Source organism: Nitratireductor indicus C115 (genome assembly GCF_000300515.1).
In the GTDB taxonomy this organism is placed as follows: Bacteria; Pseudomonadota; Alphaproteobacteria; order Rhizobiales; family Rhizobiaceae; genus Nitratireductor; species Nitratireductor indicus.
In genome coordinates this window covers 1-16,260 of the sequence record NZ_AMSI01000030.1, presented here as the reverse complement: position 1 = coordinate 16,260, position 16,260 = coordinate 1, and the positions used below count along the sequence as shown (strand labels likewise).

General features: G+C 60.2%; 14 protein-coding genes. 4 read left to right on the top strand and 10 right to left on the bottom strand.

The window, feature by feature from the left end:
• Window positions 1-20: 20 nt before the first annotated feature.
• The 9 genes from NA8A_RS23195 to NA8A_RS23155 form a co-directional block, all read right to left on the bottom strand.
• A complete protein-coding gene (locus NA8A_RS23195) occupies window positions 21-653 on the bottom strand; it encodes a hypothetical protein (protein WP_009452873.1) in 633 nt (210 codons plus the stop codon).
• Window positions 654-1,354: 701 nt separating this feature from the next.
• Window positions 1,355-1,957, bottom strand: coding sequence for a UbiX family flavin prenyltransferase (locus NA8A_RS23190; protein WP_040673444.1), 603 nt, complete (start codon window positions 1,955-1,957; stop codon window positions 1,355-1,357).
• 25 nt (window positions 1,958-1,982) lie between these two features.
• A complete protein-coding gene (locus NA8A_RS23185) occupies window positions 1,983-2,990 on the bottom strand; it encodes an ABC transporter substrate-binding protein (RefSeq protein WP_009452871.1) in 1,008 nt (335 codons plus the stop codon).
• A gap of 27 nt (window positions 2,991-3,017) precedes the next feature.
• The gene (locus tag NA8A_RS23180; protein WP_009452870.1) at window positions 3,018-3,794 is read right to left on the bottom strand and encodes an ABC transporter ATP-binding protein; all 777 of its coding nucleotides are present in this window, start codon (window positions 3,792-3,794) and stop codon (window positions 3,018-3,020) included.
• On the bottom strand, window positions 3,794-4,612 hold the full coding sequence (locus NA8A_RS23175) for an ABC transporter permease (RefSeq protein WP_009452869.1): 819 nt from the start codon (window positions 4,610-4,612) through the stop codon (window positions 3,794-3,796). The genes NA8A_RS23180 and NA8A_RS23175 overlap by 1 nt, the downstream gene beginning before the upstream one ends.
• A complete protein-coding gene (locus NA8A_RS23170; protein ID WP_009452868.1) occupies window positions 4,612-5,709 on the bottom strand; it encodes a pyridoxal phosphate-dependent aminotransferase in 1,098 nt (365 codons plus the stop codon). The genes NA8A_RS23175 and NA8A_RS23170 overlap by 1 nt, the downstream gene beginning before the upstream one ends.
• The gene (locus tag NA8A_RS23165) at window positions 5,706-6,428 is read right to left on the bottom strand and encodes a maleate cis-trans isomerase family protein (RefSeq protein WP_009452866.1); all 723 of its coding nucleotides are present in this window, start codon (window positions 6,426-6,428) and stop codon (window positions 5,706-5,708) included. Before NA8A_RS23165 ends, NA8A_RS23170 begins: the two co-directional genes overlap by 4 nt.
• Window positions 6,425-7,462, bottom strand: a complete 1,038-nt coding sequence (locus NA8A_RS24505) for a DUF4392 domain-containing protein (protein WP_009452865.1) — start codon at window positions 7,460-7,462, stop codon at window positions 6,425-6,427. The genes NA8A_RS23165 and NA8A_RS24505 overlap by 4 nt, the downstream gene beginning before the upstream one ends.
• On the bottom strand, window positions 7,443-8,801 hold the full coding sequence (locus NA8A_RS23155; protein WP_009452864.1) for a UbiD family decarboxylase: 1,359 nt from the start codon (window positions 8,799-8,801) through the stop codon (window positions 7,443-7,445). The genes NA8A_RS24505 and NA8A_RS23155 overlap by 20 nt, the downstream gene beginning before the upstream one ends.
• Before the next feature lie 112 nt (window positions 8,802-8,913).
• Here NA8A_RS23155 and NA8A_RS23150 point away from each other — a divergent pair, with 112 nt between their 5' ends.
• The 4 genes from NA8A_RS23150 (at window position 8,914) to NA8A_RS23135 (ending at window position 15,951) form a co-directional block, all read left to right on the top strand.
• On the top strand, window positions 8,914-9,696 hold the full coding sequence (locus tag NA8A_RS23150) for an IclR family transcriptional regulator (RefSeq protein ID WP_009452863.1): 783 nt from the start codon (window positions 8,914-8,916) through the stop codon (window positions 9,694-9,696).
• A 214-nt stretch (window positions 9,697-9,910) separates the two neighbouring features.
• A complete protein-coding gene (locus NA8A_RS23145) occupies window positions 9,911-13,099 on the top strand; it encodes an autotransporter outer membrane beta-barrel domain-containing protein (protein ID WP_009452862.1) in 3,189 nt (1,062 codons plus the stop codon).
• A gap of 406 nt (window positions 13,100-13,505) precedes the next feature.
• Window positions 13,506-14,717, top strand: a complete 1,212-nt coding sequence (locus NA8A_RS23140; protein WP_009452861.1) for a glycosyltransferase family 4 protein — start codon at window positions 13,506-13,508, stop codon at window positions 14,715-14,717.
• 16 nt (window positions 14,718-14,733) lie between these two features.
• Complete coding sequence (locus NA8A_RS23135) at window positions 14,734-15,951, top strand: glycosyltransferase family 4 protein (protein WP_009452860.1); 1,218 nt, start codon at window positions 14,734-14,736, stop codon at window positions 15,949-15,951.
• A 36-nt stretch (window positions 15,952-15,987) separates the two neighbouring features.
• On the opposite strand, the gene NA8A_RS23130 is transcribed toward NA8A_RS23135, so the two are convergent.
• The coding region (locus NA8A_RS23130) for an adenylyl-sulfate kinase (RefSeq protein ID WP_009452859.1) at window positions 15,988-16,260 on the bottom strand (273 nt) is incomplete at its 5' end.

Genomic DNA, 16,260 nt, shown 5'->3' with positions numbered 1-16,260 from the left:
TCCGGTAAACCCGGCTCGGTTCACTGCCCGGATTCACTCGAACAACCCGTTGACGGGCCTCGCATTGAATAAATATTGGCAAATCGTCCTTTGAGGATCTGCCGGGCTTGCGGCTCGCAAACCGCCGGATCATCCGCCTCGGCAAGAAGATCAAAGAGAAGGTGGCGAAGCGTCTCGCGGTTCGCATTGATTCTCAATGCCGGACCCGTCTCCTCCATAGTCCGATCATGCCACGCGCCACCATTGTACATAATCGCCAGCACGTCGAAGTAATCGTCCGTCGGATCTGCCTTCCGATCCGGATCAAATGCATCTTTGGCGATAATCAGCCGAAAGAGCGGCTCACAAACGTCCTGGAAATCGACAGCCTCACCAGTCTCCAGAAATGTCTTCAGGCTCGTCAGTAAATTGCAATCTTCGTCCTCGCCGTAGAAATAACCGGGCAAGCGATATCCGCTGGCCGGCGCCTTGGCCTCTCCATAGACCGCTTCGGAGAAGAGCGGCGCATCGCCAAGAAAGAACCCGATCTGCAGCCGGGCATAGGCCTCCCCCGGAAAGGTCGTCGGGACTTCGATCGAACTCCACTTGATCGACAGCTTCAACCGCCGATCAAGCGGAAGTTCGCAATTTGCAGCATCAATCAGGTCCGCCATCGATACCCCCCTCACACAATTGCACCGACAACCGCCATTGCTCTGGATTGCGTCGTCATTGCGTCCGCCACTCACGCGAAACCGACCAATCAGGCGGAGTACCCCTCACCGCGCGAGTTCGATTTGACAAAACGCAATAGCGGCTCGGATTCAAGCACCCGAAGCACACAGTGCGTTCGTAAGCCCCGTGCGAGGTCCCGGCAATGCGCATTTCAGTCCCACGGGAGGGCGAGACGAAACCGGCAAGCGGCAATGAAATACCAGCCAACGACAATCCATTCTCGCGTAACGACAAATTCATCCCATGGAAGCGCAAGATTTGGGCGAGCAAGATTAAGAGAACCCAATCGAATTACCACGCCGGGAGGCACAGTTGGACGTCATGCACCTTAGATCTCACTGCCCAAGGTTAGAACATCTTATTGAAATTGCGCGGTTTCAACGATCGCACCACCGACAGATATACTCCCCGGCCGTGGAATTCGGCGGCAACCCGACAAGCCCGGTCAACGTGAAGAAATAAAATCAGCCATTTCTTTCCAGACATTGGCAAGTATCGTATGATCGCATGCAAAATGCGTCCACGGTGGCGTGATCCGTTATTCGGAGTGAACAGCGCGGAATCGGAAAGCGTTGGCATTGCGTCAAACGCACCGTAAGCGAAGTTCGGCAGGGGTTACCCAAATGCCTGCAGGTGCCGTTCAGCCGGCGTCTTTCGGGATGTCGAAGCCGATATTCTCGCCCCAGCGGCGGACATTGCCGATGTCTATGCCAAATAAATCGAGCGCCCGCGCGACACTGTGATTGACGATTTCGTCAACCGTTTGGGGATTGATATAAAAGGCCGGGAGCGGCGGCATGACGATCGCACCCATCTCGGTTACCTGCGTCATGCTGCGTAAATGCCCAAGATGAAAAGGCGTCTCGCGAACCATCAGGACAAGCCTGCGCCGTTCCTTCAGCACCACATCCGACGCGCGCGACAACAGGCCGGATGTAACGCCGCTTGCGATTTCGGAAAGACTGCGGATCGAACATGGCGCAACCAGCATGCCAAGCGTCTGAAACGAGCCGCTCGATATACTGGCGGCGATGTCGTCCGGCTTGTGCACGACATCGGCGAGCTCGCGCAGGTCCGCCACCTTCATGCGCAGTTCCTGGGCAAGGGTGATCTGCGCGGAACGGGTCACGATCAGGTGCACCTCGATGCCCGTTCCACGCAGCATTTCAAGAGCACGCACCCCATAAATAGCGCCCGAAGCACCACTGATGGCCACTATGAGTCTATGGGGGGCGTGTTTCACGTCGCTATTCCAGTTCTCGTGCGATCTATTTGACGAATTCGTTGGTGTAGTAGGTCGTCACATCGTCGACGTCGGTCTTGAGACCGCCGAACTCCTTCATGAGTTCCTGCGTCGCCTTCCAGCGTCCTTCAACCGACATGCCGACAGTGCCATCCGCATCGCCTTCGGCATGAAGAAGCGGTGCGGTCGCCTTCAGCTTCTCGATCTCCACGTCCACATTGATATTGGGAGAACGCTGCTTCAGAGAAGCTATCGCTTCATCGGGATGCTCGAGCGCGTATTCATAGGCCTTCAGGCTGGCCTTCACGAAGCCACGCACGACGTCCGGCGAGTTCTTGATGGTGTCCTGATGCGCGGCAATGCCGTCGCCCATCGTGTCCACGCCGAAGGAGGCATAAGTGAAGTATTTCAGGCCGCCGCCGGTGGTGCTGGAAAGGCTGAGATAGCTGTCGTTCGGAAAACCGGTGATGGCTTCCGTCCGCTTTGCCAGGAAGGTCTGATTACGCGTGCCGCCGTCCGAGGCGATGATCTGGACGGAAGAGGAATCGACGCCGTTCTTGGCCAGCAACGCATAGAGCATCGTCGTGGTCATGTCGCCTTGCAGGGTCGCAACCTTCTTGCCCACGAGGTCGGCGGGTTTGTCGATATTGTATTCTTCCCAGCTGATGAGCGCGTTCGGGCTGGTCTGGTACATCTGCGCGACCTGTTTGATCGGCATGCCCTGCGCAACACCGAGCATAAGAGACGGCGGATCGATGATGGCGAACGTATCCTCCTGGCTTGCCACCAGTTGCATCGAGGAGGTGACCCCGCGCCCTTCGAGGACTTCGACGTCCAGCCCCTCATCCTTGTAGAAGCCCTTGTCGACGCCGAGCAGATAGGGTGAGCGATGCCCGTTATAGCTGAAGGCAAGGCGGACGGTGACCTTGGTCAGATCCTGCGCCTTCGAAGGAAGAGAGCCAAGCCCCATTGCGGTCGAGGCGGCAAATGCGCCAACGGCCGCCATCAATGTCATTCTGCGTGTGATATTCATCAGTTCCACTCCTTTATTATTGGCGTTTTAGTACGCTTTCAGGACACCGTGCTTCTCGAACAGGTGGCGGATCTGCGCCACCACACTGATGAAACGCGCGGTTTCCATGGTTGCCGGCCGCCTGGGATGCGGCAGGTCTGTCTTTATGATCTCGGCGATGCGCCCCGGGCGCGGCGTCATGACGATCACGCGGTCGGCAAGCAGCACCGCCTCCTGAATGTCATGGGTGATGAAGATCACGCTCTTGCGCGTTTCGAGCCAGATCTGGTGAAGTTCCATCACCATCTGCTCGCGGGTCAGCGCATCGAGAGCCCCGAAAGGCTCGTCCATCAGCAGCAGCGGAGGCTCGTGAATGAGTGCGCGGCATATGGAGACACGCTGCCTCATGCCGCCGGAGAGCTCATAAGGATACTTCTTCTCAAAGCCTTCCAGACCCACCATCTTCAGAAGGTCGAGGGCGCGGGGCCTGTAGGCATTGCGGTCGAGCCCGCGCATTTCGGGCTGGATCAGGATGTTGTCGAGAATGGTGCGCCAGTCCAGGAGCACGTCGGTCTGGAAAACGATGCCCAGATCCGTCACCGGCTCGCTCACCGGCTCGCCCTTTACGCTGATCTTGCCCTGAGTGGGAAATGCCAGCCCGGATGCCATCGACAAAAGCGTGCTCTTGCCGCAACCACTCGGACCGACGATCGAGATGAACTCCCCTTCCCCGATGGTCAGGTCGAAATCGCGAAGCGCTTCGATGGGGCCGGTTGCAGTCTGATAGGACTTGCTGACGTTCTGGAATTCGAGAGTCGCGACCATCAGGGTTGCTCCTGTCCTGTCGGGCGATGGGAGATATGCCAGGGCAAAAGCAGCCGCTCGACGAGATCGACAACGGCGAAAAGCAGGATGCCGACGACACTCAGCAAAACCAGTATGGCGAATGAGAGCACGACATCGAGCATGCCGTTGGCGACGATCAGCTGATAGCCAAGCCCCCGGTCAGAGGCCACGAACTCGCCGACGACGGCACCGACGACCGCCAGCGTGCTTGCGACCTTCAGACCGGCGAAAATATGCGGCAGCGCCGCCGGCAGCTGGAAATTCAGGAAAATGCGCCGGCGCGGAGCGCCCATGGATCGCGCCAGCCAGATCACTTCCTTCGGCGTGGATCTGAAACCGATCAGCGCGTCGATCAGGATGGGGAAGAAGCAGATCAGGAAAGCGATGAGTATCTTCGGGAACAGCCCGAAACCGAACCACACGACGATCAGCGGCGCGATCGCCACCTTGGGTATCGTCTGGGAGGCCACGAGGATCGGATAGAATGCGCGTTCGAGCGGGCGAAACTGGGCCAGGATCGCGGCCAGCGGAATGCTGACGGCGATGGCCAGCCCGAAACCGATGAGCACCTCGTTCACCGTAACGACCGTATGCATGAACAACGAGCGGTAGTCGGTGAGGATACGCATGAGAATGGTCGAGGGCGGTGGCAGGAGATAGACCGGCACGTGACCGAGCCTGACGCCCATCTCCCATATCAATATCAGCGCAAGCCCCAGAAGCGTGCTGTCGAACGATGCCGGCCACCACCTTCTTCTCACCACCGTCGATGCTTCGTCTCGTGCCTGTGCGGTCATCAGACTCTCTCCAGCGCAGCAATAAGCTTCAGATTGTCCTCGCGGCTCCTCAGCGAGACGCGCAGGAACGGATGGTGCTCCAGCCCATGAAAGGAGGTTGCGTCGGCCACGACAATTCCCATTGCAGCCAGGGTTTCCGCCGTCTTCGAGGCATCGCGCCCGGCAAGATCGAGCAGCAGCATGTTGGCATTGGTTCCCTTGACGCCGATGTCGGACACGGCGGCGAGCCGTTCGCGGAAATAGCGCGTTTCCTTCTGAAACGTCGCCTTGCAATCCGGCAGGAATTGCCGGTCGGCCAAGGCCGCGACGGCAGCCTGAACGGCCGCTTCGCTCATATTGAAAGGCGGGCGGCCGACTTCGGCGATGCGAACAAGTTCGCTGCTCGCGATTGCGTAGCCTATGCGCAGGCCGGCAAGGCCGAAATATTTCGAAAATGTGCGAAGCACACAGAGGTTCGGATGGTCTGCGCAAAGCGGTATGGCGCCCTCCTCCAGCGGATAGATCAGGGCCTCGTCTATGACGAACAATGTGGAGGGATATGCCTGCGCCAATCGCGCTATATCTGCGTTGTCGACCGTCGCACCGGTGGGATTGTTGGGCGTGCAGATGAAGGAAAGTGCGACATCTCCCTGCGCCAGTTCGCGCTCCAGATTCGCAATACCGATAACTTCTGGCCGGTCGCTTGCAACGGCAATGACCCTGCATCCTCTCAGGCGCGCTTCCAGCTCGTAGCGGGGAAAGGTCGGAATATGGACCAGCACCTTGTCTCCGCTGCTTGTCCAGGCCTGAAGCAGCAGCTTGATCACGTCATCCAGCCCCGCCCCGAAGAAGAGGCTGTCCTCTTCGACACCGTGCCGCTCGGCCAGCGCGGCGCGCAGACGGCCGAAGCGCAAATCCGGATAGAGATTGGCTGATTGCACGGCCTCCTGTGCCGCCACGACCGCTGCGGGCGGGGAGCCCAGAGGGTTCACGTTCAGGGAGAAATCGATAACGTCGACCGGATTCAGGCCATGCTGCCGGGCAATCACCTCAATGGAGGTTTCCGCCTCATACAGTCTCAGCGATGCCATCTCGGCATTTTGTGCATTGAGCGTCATTGGGCGAGCAACCTGCCAAGAGCGGGAAAAGACGTCGGCAGCCCCAGTTCGCGCATGATCGCCCACAGGGTCACCTGATTGCTGCTCAACACCGGCTTCGACAATTCGCGCTCCAGCTCATCGAGCACTTCGAGCGCCCGAAAATCCGTACAGCTGATAAAGAGCGCATCGCTGTCGGGGGTGTCTGCCTCGCGCGCGAGTTCGAGAATCCGCTGCGGCGGCACCTCGCGTATGGCAGAACCTGAAAGCCCCATACCGACCATGGCGCTTAGCGTCAGCCCATGACTTTCGAAAAACGCCTTTTCGGCGAGGTTCACCTCGTGGCGGTAGGGTGTTGCGAGGGCGATGCGCTTGGCACCGATTTGGCGGAACGCATCGATGATTGCGCGGGAGGTGGCCACGACCGGACATCCGGCAACAGCGGACAACATGGCGAGCTGGGTTTGCAGGCCTTCTTCGCCATCGACGAAACTGCCGCTCGTGCACGCATAGACAAGAAGATCGGGAGAGAGATGAGACAGCAATGTCGCGGTCCCTTCCAGGCTCCTGTTCATCTCACGCAAACCATCCGGAGTGGTCGCCATGAGCGGGACGCGCGAGAAATGAAAACTCAAATCCGGCGGGGATACCCATGCAAGGTCCGGCTCCAGAACAGCGTTCACCGAAGGAAGGATGACGGCAACGCGACGTCCCGAGGGCCATGGCCCCCGGCTGGTCATTTTGCGTTCCATGAGTTCTGATACCCGCTGATGTTTGCGCCTTCGCGCTGGCTGAGGTCGACAATCGAACGCAGCAGATCGACGAGGGAGGCGTTGGTGTGTGCATCGGTCCCGTCGACATAGAGGCGCAGCTGCCCTCCGACCGGATCGATGGCGCCAGCCTGCACGCACGCTTCAATGAGACGCTTTTCATGCTCGCCGTCATGGAAGGCATCGCTGTTGCCGGTCAGCGCCGCGAGACATGCGGCAATCCCATAGGCGCCCCAGTTCGAAATATTGGCGACCACGGTTACGTCCGCCTTCTGGCGGGCTGCGATCACGTCGCCGAGCGGCACCTGGCTGGAAACGATGTCTGCGACCGCGCCCATACCGAGCTCGTTACCGAGATCGCCGATGCCGATGGTGGGAATGCCGGCCTTGCGGGCCTCCTCAAAGAGGATATCGGTCTTGGCCGTGAATGACGAAATCTCGAAACCGCCGCCACCATGGTAGTGGCCATCCTGGCCGGCGCCGGGCCTCTCCACAGCCACCAGCGCCTTCGGTCGGTGAAGGTCGAGCAATTCGCGCGCGGCACGCACGGCCTCGTCTTCATCGACCGGGAAGCCGGACAATCCGAAGCGATGCCGTCCCGAATCCAGGTCATCGGGATCGGCGGCAATCAACCCCGCGGAGGAAAAGCATGCATCCATGCAGGGGACGATGGAATCTTCGCTGATGCCGATGGGCACAGCCCCCAAACCGAGCGACAACGCACGCGCCAGAACAGCCGCGCCGATAGGGCCATCCGTCTCCGGCCGACCATAATCGCGCATGATAAACCCACTGAGCACGAAGACCCGGTCGCCCCGGGAGACATTCTCCCGCAACAGTTTCGCGGCGGCGAGGGTGATGGGCCCGCCTGTCAGTTCGCGCGCTGCAGCATAAAGATTGGCCAGAGGAAGACCCTTGAGGATCGTCCAGTTGGAAATGGGCGCAGTCACCAGATGATCGACGGCGTCCCCGATGCGCTCCGGGCTAATTGCTGGTGTTTGCATTGATATAATCCTCCAAGCGGATTTCAGCCTCGCCGGGGAAGCGGCGACGTTCGAACAGGTCTTTCATCGATATGGGAGCGGTCGCATCGATACCGACCTTACCGCGATGAACCTCGCGTACATCCTCGCGAGTGTAACTGGGTATTCCAGGCACCACATAGACGCCGGTCTCGGGCGTACATCGGGTCTGAATGGCCCATAAGACATCGGCCGCATCGAACGGGTCGACGTCCTTGTCCACAACCACGACCACTTTCGTCCACGAATACCCGCCAAGGGCCGCCAGCATCGCGTTGCGGGCCTGGTCGTCGTTCTGCTTGTCGATGGAAATGACGCAGCCGAAGACATATCCCGGTGTAGCTATGTCGCGAATCCGGGGAACGAAATTCGTGACCTTCTTGTAGATTTCGGCCTGAATGGGAACGCCGACCAGATTGAGGTCCTCGGTACCGCCGGCCAGGATGGCATGATACATGGCGTCCCGCCGCCGGGTGATCGCCTTGACCCGGAAAACATGGTTTTTCATCACCGGCACATAGCCGTCGGTGAATTCTCCGAAGGGTCCCTCGTCTTCCCGGACGCCGGCGATGACCTCGCCCTCGATGACGATCTCGGCGTCCGCTGGAACATCAACCGGGATCGTCTTGCAACGCACGACCCTCAGCGGCTTCCCTTGCCAGGCACCGGCGACCTCCAGTTCGTCCGCCTCGAAGGGCACTTTCGAAGCAGCGGAGAACATGAGACCGGGAGGCGCGCCGATAACAATCGCGCAGGGCAGGTTCCGCCCCAGCGCCTCGGCTTCCGCATGGTAGCGCCCCAGATGCTGGGGCGGCATCATTCTTACCCGCAACTTGTCGCTGGCAGCCAGCTGACAGCGGTTCCACGACGCGTTGTAGGCACCCGTGACCGGGTGCGGCGCGATCAGCACTCCGGCTGTAATATAAGCCCCGCCATCGTGTTCGGCGTAAACGATCTGCGGCAGATCGCGCGTGACATCCACGTCATCTCCCGTCTTCACCACCTCCTGCACCGGAGCATCCTCGACGCGTTCAACGCCAAGGGTCTTGGTTTCAAGAGACACCATGGTGCGCAGGAGATCGCCCTCTGCCAAACCGAGGGATTCGGCGATGGTGCGGCGAAAGCCGAACACATTCGTCACGACCGGCAGATCGGTGCCGCGCACATCGTTGAATATCAGCGGCCGGTTCGGCCCCTTCTGCATATGACGCAGAACCGCTGTCAGCTCATGCCGGGGATCGACCTGACGCGCGACGGACGCGACTTCGCTCCGCTGCGCCAGCATTTCTACCAATTGCCGGAAAGATTCGAGTGCTGCCATGTGGACCCCAGAGGTTATAATTCTTCCGTTGGCTATTGACCAACAGTGTTGGTTTTTCTTATAGTATTCCCACCAGCGCGTTCTCTGTCAACTGAAACCGGGAGGAATCCGGATGGGAAATGAGCAGCCTTCACCCAAGGGTGTCCGAACGATCCAGGCGGTCACGCATCTGAGTGAGATTCTGCGCTGCGTCTCCAGGGCGACAAAACCCATAGGTATCAACGAGATTGCCCGCTCCGTCGGACTGGACAAGAGTTCGGTTTCGCGGCTGGTCGCCTCGCTTGAAAAAGAGCGCCTCTTACAGCGTGGGCATGAGGGTGGAGTGCGCCTGGGCCTTGGCCTGCTGGCCATAACGGCCCCTCTCATGCGCGACCTCGGTCTTTCGACAAGAGTGCGTCCGAGCCTGGAGGCGCTGGCCAAGCGTACGGGCGAGACCGTAAATCTCAGCGTTTGGAGCGGCAAGGAATCGGTGAGCGTGGTACAGGCGCTCGGCTCCAATGCGATCACCCATTATGCCGCACCGGGACGGACCAACCCGCTGCATTGCTCCGCCTCAGGAAAAGTCCTTCTGGCCTTTGCCTCGGAAGAGCTGATCGAAGAGGTGCTGTCATCGCCGCTTCAGCGCTATACGGACCAGACGATCACCGATCCCCAGACGCTGCGGGGAGAGCTGAAGCAGATCAAGCTCGAAGGCTATGCCGTCAACACCGGTGAATTTGCGGCCGACGTCAGCGCGGTGAGCGCAGCAGTGTTCGATCTTGACGGCAGTGTCGTCGGAGCGCTCACAGTGACAGTTCCAGCCTATCGCTTCGACGGCGAGCGGCAGGCCGAGATTCTCAGAGAAACCCTGCTGGTCGCTCGCGACCTGTCGGAACAGTTCGGATTTCACACCTGAGGCCCGGCCATTCCCAGCGTTGAATTGCCTCGCCTGTCCGCCGAGCTGCGAATTCCCTCTCCGAACCACTCCAAACTGACGTTAGGTGAGATTTCTTGCCGCCGACTTGCATAAAACAATTTTGCTTAGCCGAATTATTATGTATTCCAGCTAAGGAATTGGGGGGTTCGCCACTTCGCGCGAACCTGGATCAGGCGTTTGGGGGGGGGAATTCATGGGCGACCTGTATAAGGCTCCGTTTCGGGGCAGCGCTGTTTTTGCGTCCGCATTTGAAAAAGCAGTCACCGGTTCCCCCTCCCCACTTATCGTAAAATGCATCCGAGCGACGCTTCTCGTCGGGGTTTCAGCTTTCGGATTAAGCCTCGCCGCAGAACCAGCCACAGCTCAGACCATCTGGCAGGGCGGCACGGGCGACTGGAGCGATGCCGGCAACTGGAGTGCCGGCGTACCCGATGGGGCTACCGTTGCCGAGATCAAGAACGCTGGGACGACCGGAACACCAGCGGTGCTCGACAGCGGAACCGGAGCTGCCGACGAACTCCAGATCGACCTGGGCAACAGCGCCATCGTCAGCGGCGTGGGCACGCGACTGGACGTGACGGATCTCATCAGTATCGGCAGGACCGCAAGCGCATCGGAAAGTTCCCTTCTCATTCAGTCCGGCGCCAAGGTCACCGCCCAGCGCGTTTTTGTCGGTGATGGTTTTAGTCCGGGGCTGTTGACGGTCACCGGCACAGGATCGAGCCTCAGCGCTACGCCTGGCCTTGATTTCAGCGACCGCTTTGTGGTCGGTGGCTTTTCCGCCGGCCGGTTGATCATTGCCGATGGCGGCGCGGTCAATGTCGGTGGATCGCAGGTGCTCGACCTGGGATATCAAATCGCCGGCCCCGCCGGGCAATTGGCCATCGGTGCGGGCGGGGATGCAGGCACCCTCAGCGCCGTCGAGGTGCGCATGAATAACGTCGCCTCCAATGTCCTGTTCGACGTTGCCACGGACAGTGGCTTCAACACCAAGATCACCGGCAGCGGCTATCTGCGCAAGACCGGTGCTGGCACCGTCACGCTGACGGGCATGAATACCTATACCGGCGCTACGTTCATTGACGAAGGCACGCTGGCGCTCTCCGGGCAAGGGCGTATCAATGCTTCAAGCGGCGTCAAGGTGACGGGCACGTTCGACGTGTCAGCGGCCTCCGCACCGAAGGTCAACGCGCTCACAGGGACCGGTTCGGTCGTGCTGGGCGGGAAGTATCTCGATATCAACAACGCCTCTGGCACGTTTTCCGGCGTGATCGAAGGCAGTGGCGGTGTCTATATCAACGGCGGCACCCAAGTTCTGACGGGAACGAACACATATCTGGGCGGCACCGGTATTGGCGAAGGCGCAGCGCTGAGCATCGGCGATGGCGGCACGAGCGGCTCCGTTGAAAACAATATCCTCAACAACGGCGCACTGACATTCAACCGCTCAGACGCCTACACCTTTGCCGGCACCATGACCGGAAACGGCACATTCCTTTTGACCGGCGGCGGCACGCTCACGCTGACGGGCAGTGGCAGCTCCAGTGGCACCATCACCATCGACGCGGGCAACACGCTACGGCTGGGCATTGGCGGCACCAGCGGCTGGATCGGCGGCTCCGGCCTTTCCGGCAACGGGATCACCAACAACGGCACGCTCGTCTATAACCGGTCGACCAACGTCACTTATATTGGCCCGATCAGAGGATCGGGCGATCTCGTGAAGGAGGGCAGCGGTTCGCTGCGCCTGTCCGGCTGGCACACCTATACTGGCACCACGGATATCACCGCGGGTAAGCTCATCGTGGATGGAACGTTTGCCGGCCCGGGCCTGACGACCGTCCGCTCCGGCGCCGCGCTTGCCGGTACGGGCACTCTGGGCAGCACACGCGTCGAGACCGGCGCCGTCCATGGTCCGGGCAACTCGATAGGAACACAGACCATAGCCGGCGACTACACGAACTACGGAACGCTGGCTATCGAGGTAACGCCTGCGGCGGCTGATCAGGTGATCGTGCAGGGCGCCGTTGACATCACTGGCGCCACATTGGCGCTGACCGGCACGCCGCTTTCCTCGTCGGACTGGCCGGTTCTCAACGGTCCCTACATCATCATCGACAATCAGGGGGCTGCAGCAGTCAACGGCACCTTTGACCATGTGACCAACAATCTCCTGTTTCTCGATGAGACGCTGGACTATGCGGGCGGTGATGGCAACGACATCACCCTGCAACTCACTCGCAACGACGTATCCTTCGCCGATGTTGCCCAAACGCCCAACCAGACCGCCGTCAGCTCCGCAATCGAGACGCTGGGCACCGGAAATCCGGTGTGGCTGGCCATCGCCGGCTTGACCGACGAAGACCAGGCACGCGCTGCCTTCGATCTCCTTTCAGGCGAAGTGCATGCCTCGTTCCAGGGAGCGCTCAGCCGCAACGGCGTGTTCCTGCGCAACGCCGCAAACGACCGCATTCGGTCCGCATTCGCGGTGTCCGGCGCCTCGGTCCAACCGCTTGCATTCGGACCGGAAGAAGGAAGTACCGGCTCCGGATCGGATAACGCAGGGCTTTCCTTCTGGACCGAGGCCTATGGCGCGTGGGCGGACATTGACAGCGATGGAAACGCTGCAGCCATGGACCAGTCTTCAGGCGGTGTGTTCTTCGGCGCCGACGCGCTGGCCGGCGCCTGGCGGGTCGGACTGCTCGGAGGCTACGGCCAATCGAAACTCGACGCCGCACAGGTTTCGTCGTCGGCAGAGAGCAAAGACTATCATCTGGGGCTTTATGCCGGCACCGAACTCGGCAAGCTCGGCATCAGGACGGGCCTCGGTTATAGCTGGCACAGCATCGATACCGCCCGAAACATCAATGTGGGCGCATTATCTGAAAACCTGAGCGCAGATTACGATGCCGCGACCTTCCAGGCCTTCGGTGAGGTGGGCTACCGTTTCGACCTCTCCGCCGCGAGCATCGAGCCCTTTGCCAATCTGGCCTATGTGCACCACAGCTCCGATGGATTCACCGAACACGGCGGCAGCGCAGCCCTGACGGTTGCCGGCCAATCGATGGATACCGGTTTCGCTACGATCGGTGCCCGCATGGAACACACCTTCCAGCTTGCATCGATGCCTGTGACCGCCAAGGCAATGCTTGGCTGGCAGCACGCATTCGGTGACGTGGAGCCGACGTCGGTTCATGCCTTTGCGGGCGGTCCCAATTTCACCATTGCCGGCGTGCCCATCGCGCGCAATACGGCATTGATCGAAGCGGGCTTCGATTTCGACCTCACGCAGCAGGCAACACTCGGGCTCTCCTACAAAGGCCAGATATCGGAGACGACGAGCCAGCACGGCTTCAACGGCATGCTGAGCATCCGCTTCTGACTGCCATAGCGGCATGGTGTGGCACCCTGTGTGTCACGCTGTAAGACCAACCCCGCAAGCATTCCTGTCGACGAAACGTTATCATCGTCGGCAGGCCGGCTTCAAAGCAGGATATATCCTGGGTTCATGCTCAAACTGACTGCATTCGTCTCCAGACAGGGGGCGGCCAGGGTATCGCGACGAAGTTGCGATCGCAGAATGCAGACATATCCTCAGCTGATCTGCTCCTGAAAGCCGCCGCGTCGTTCAGATTCTTCGGTACAACTCCCTTTTCGCCGCATAAATGCCCAAGCTTGGAACTACCGCGGCCAGCTCATTGTCGCGACGGCCGGATACGGTTAGTTAAGGGCGCGCGCGTGCCTTACTGCTTCGGGGCCCGTTGCGACGTCCAGAACCGGAGAACTGAATGGCCCGCATTTCCATGATCGTCTGGAACGACTTCAGGAACGATGCGCGCGTTCTAAAAGAAGCCCAGACATTGCAGGCCGCCGGCCATGAGGTTACCGTTTTCGCGCTTCACACGCCCGGAGTGACCAAGGCCAGCGAAACCCTGGCATCTGGCATCAAGGTGACCCGGGTCCTCAGAAGCCCGTTGTGGCTTTTCCGCAACCCCGCGAACCCACAAAAACAAACCGGGGCCGTTTCTCCCAAGCAGGCCAACAAGGGACCCGTGGGCCAGGCCCTGCGTATCGTCACCCGCTCCCTGACCCATTGCGTGCTTCTCTTGCGCATGCTCGCCTCGCGCCCGGACGCGATACACAGCCACGACGTCAACACCTTGCCCACGGCATGGCTCGCCTCGGTCTTCACCCGCACCCCCCTCGTCTACGATGCCCATGAAATCAGCACGGACAGGGAAGGATATGCGAAGCTGCGCTCGCTGGTCGGCTGGGTCGAGAAGAAGCTGATGCCGCGCGCTGCCGCTACCATCACAACCACCGATGCGCGCGCGAAGTTTTTTGCGAGAGCCTATCGCATTCCGCGGCCCGTGGTGCTGCAGAACCGGCCCCGGCTCCTCATCGAAAAGCGCGGCGACAGGCTGCGGCGCGAACTCGGACTGGAGATGCCCTGGCCTATCGTCCTCTATCAGGGAGGCTTGCAGCAAGGCCGCGGCCTTGCTCGCCTCGTCGACGCCGCCGGCATGATCGAGCAGGCCTATTTTGTCTTCATAGGGGGCGGCAGGCTTGCCCAGTCACTTGAACGACAGGCTATCGATGCTGGGCTCAGCGAACGCGTCCGCTTCATACCGACGGTCAGCCTGGACGATCTGCCCGGTTATACAGCCTCTGCGGATATCGGCGTGCAGCCCATCGAGAACACCTGCCTTAATCACCTGACGACGGATTCGAACAAACTGTTCGAATACATGATGGCGGGTCTCGCCGTAGTTGCTTCCGGCATGCCGGAAATACGCGCTATCGTGAACAGATACGAGTTCGGCATCACCGTTCCTCCGGGGGATACGGAAGCGCTGGCTCAGGCAATCCGCACGCTTGTCGACAACCCGGACCTGCGCGCCAGTTGCGCAGCCAATGCGGTTCAGGCCGCCAAAACCGTGAATTGGGAAGAGCAGGAGATGAAGCTCGTTTCCCTCTATGAGGGCGTCTTCAGGACATGATGGCCGTTTCTCGCCAATGAAAACCGTCTGGATCGTCAACCACTATGCGGAGGAACCCGGAGGTGCGGGAGGCGGACGCCATTATTCGCTCGCCAAGCATCTTCTGGGCCAGGGATGGAAGAGCTTCATTGTCGGGGCCAGCACCGAACATCTGACCGGCAGGCAACGGCTGGGTGGTTCGGAAGCTGCGCGACTTGAAGAGCATGAGGGCATTCCGTTTCTCTGGCTGAAAACCCCTCCCTATTCGGGAAACGGCCTCGACCGCATCCGCAACATGCTCACCTTCTGCGCACGCGCTTTGGTGCCGGCAAACCTTGCCGGGCTGGAGCGCCCGGATGTCGTCATCGGCTCGAGCATTCATCCTTTTGCCGCCTGGGCCGCCTTGCGGCTCGCCAGGCGGCACAATGTGCCCTTTGTGTTCGAAGTTCGGGACCTGTGGCCTCAGGCACTCATCGAGATGGGGCGTCTCAAGGAGAACAGCCCTGTCGCGTATTTCATGCGCTGGCTTGAAAAACACCTCTACAATTCGGCAGAAAAGATCATCGTTCTGTGGCCCAATGCCGGAGATTATATCAGTGCGCTTGGCACCGATCGGGAAAAGGTGCTCTGGCTCTCCAACGGGATAGATCTGGATGAATGGCCCGAATGGAGCCCTGCCCCTGAAAAAGACGATTTCACGCTCATGTATTTCGGGGCGCATGGAGGCGCGAACGGGCTGGACAACGTCGTCCGTGCAATGAGCCTTGTCCAGGCATCGCCGCAGGGCGCGCATATCCGTTTGCGCATGGTGGGCGACGGCCCCCAGAAGCCGGTCCTGCAGGCGCTCGCACATCAGACCGGGGCGACCAACATCCTGTTCGAGCCGCCTGTACCGAAGAGCGCCATACCGGCGCTGGCGGCGGAGGCGGACGGCTTCGTCTTCAATCTGATCGACGCGCCCATGTTCCAATATGGCATCAGCCCGCGAAAGCTGTTCGATTTCATGGCAGCGGGGCGGCCAACGATCTTCTCCTGCCGCGCGACAAACGATCCGGTCCAGGAAGCAGGCGGCGGCCTCTCGGTGGAACCTGGGAACCCGCGCATTCTCGCCGATGCCATTCTACGGCTTGCCGCCATGGCGCCGGCACAACGGGAAGCGATGGGGCGAGCCGCAAGAGACTATGTCTCGGCTCATTATTCCTACGAAATGCTGGCGAAACGGCTCGCGGAGGCGCTGAACTCGGTAACGCGTTGAGCCTGCCTTCTGTCAAAATCCTTCAGGAGAAGGGATTCAAAAGAACCCCTTCTCCTGAAGCCAGACTTCGAGTTTTTCAGCAAGTTCCTCAGCCGCATGGCCAACCGTCTCGAGATGGACGTCAGCCTTGCTAGGCGTCTCATAGGGTGAATCGACACCTGTGAAGTTCTTGATTTCGCCTTTGAGGGCCTTTGCATAGAGGCCCTTGGGGTCGCGTCGGGCGCATTCCTCGAAGGGCGTGTCGATGAAGATCTCAACGAACTCGCCCTCGCGCATCAGTTCGCGTGCCATGCGCCTCTCGGCGCGGAA

Coding starts and splice junctions, on each gene's coding strand:
- NA8A_RS23195 (WP_009452873.1), bottom strand. CDS start 653: ATGGCGGACCTGATTGATGCTGCAAATTGCGAACTTCCGCTTGATCGG.
- NA8A_RS23185 (WP_009452871.1), bottom strand. CDS start 2,990: ATGAATATCACACGCAGAATGACATTGATGGCGGCCGTTGGCGCATTT.
- NA8A_RS23180 (WP_009452870.1), bottom strand. CDS start 3,794: ATGGTCGCGACTCTCGAATTCCAGAACGTCAGCAAGTCCTATCAGACT.
- NA8A_RS23175 (WP_009452869.1), bottom strand. CDS start 4,612: ATGACCGCACAGGCACGAGACGAAGCATCGACGGTGGTGAGAAGAAGG.
- NA8A_RS23170 (WP_009452868.1), bottom strand. CDS start 5,709: ATGACGCTCAATGCACAAAATGCCGAGATGGCATCGCTGAGACTGTAT.
- NA8A_RS23165 (WP_009452866.1), bottom strand. CDS start 6,428: ATGACCAGCCGGGGGCCATGGCCCTCGGGACGTCGCGTTGCCGTCATC.
- NA8A_RS24505 (WP_009452865.1), bottom strand. CDS start 7,462: ATGCAAACACCAGCAATTAGCCCGGAGCGCATCGGGGACGCCGTCGAT.
- NA8A_RS23155 (WP_009452864.1), bottom strand. CDS start 8,801: ATGGCAGCACTCGAATCTTTCCGGCAATTGGTAGAAATGCTGGCGCAG.
- NA8A_RS23150 (WP_009452863.1), top strand. CDS start 8,914: ATGGGAAATGAGCAGCCTTCACCCAAGGGTGTCCGAACGATCCAGGCG.
- NA8A_RS23145 (WP_009452862.1), top strand. CDS start 9,911: ATGGGCGACCTGTATAAGGCTCCGTTTCGGGGCAGCGCTGTTTTTGCG.
- NA8A_RS23140 (WP_009452861.1), top strand. CDS start 13,506: ATGGCCCGCATTTCCATGATCGTCTGGAACGACTTCAGGAACGATGCG.
- NA8A_RS23135 (WP_009452860.1), top strand. CDS start 14,734: ATGAAAACCGTCTGGATCGTCAACCACTATGCGGAGGAACCCGGAGGT.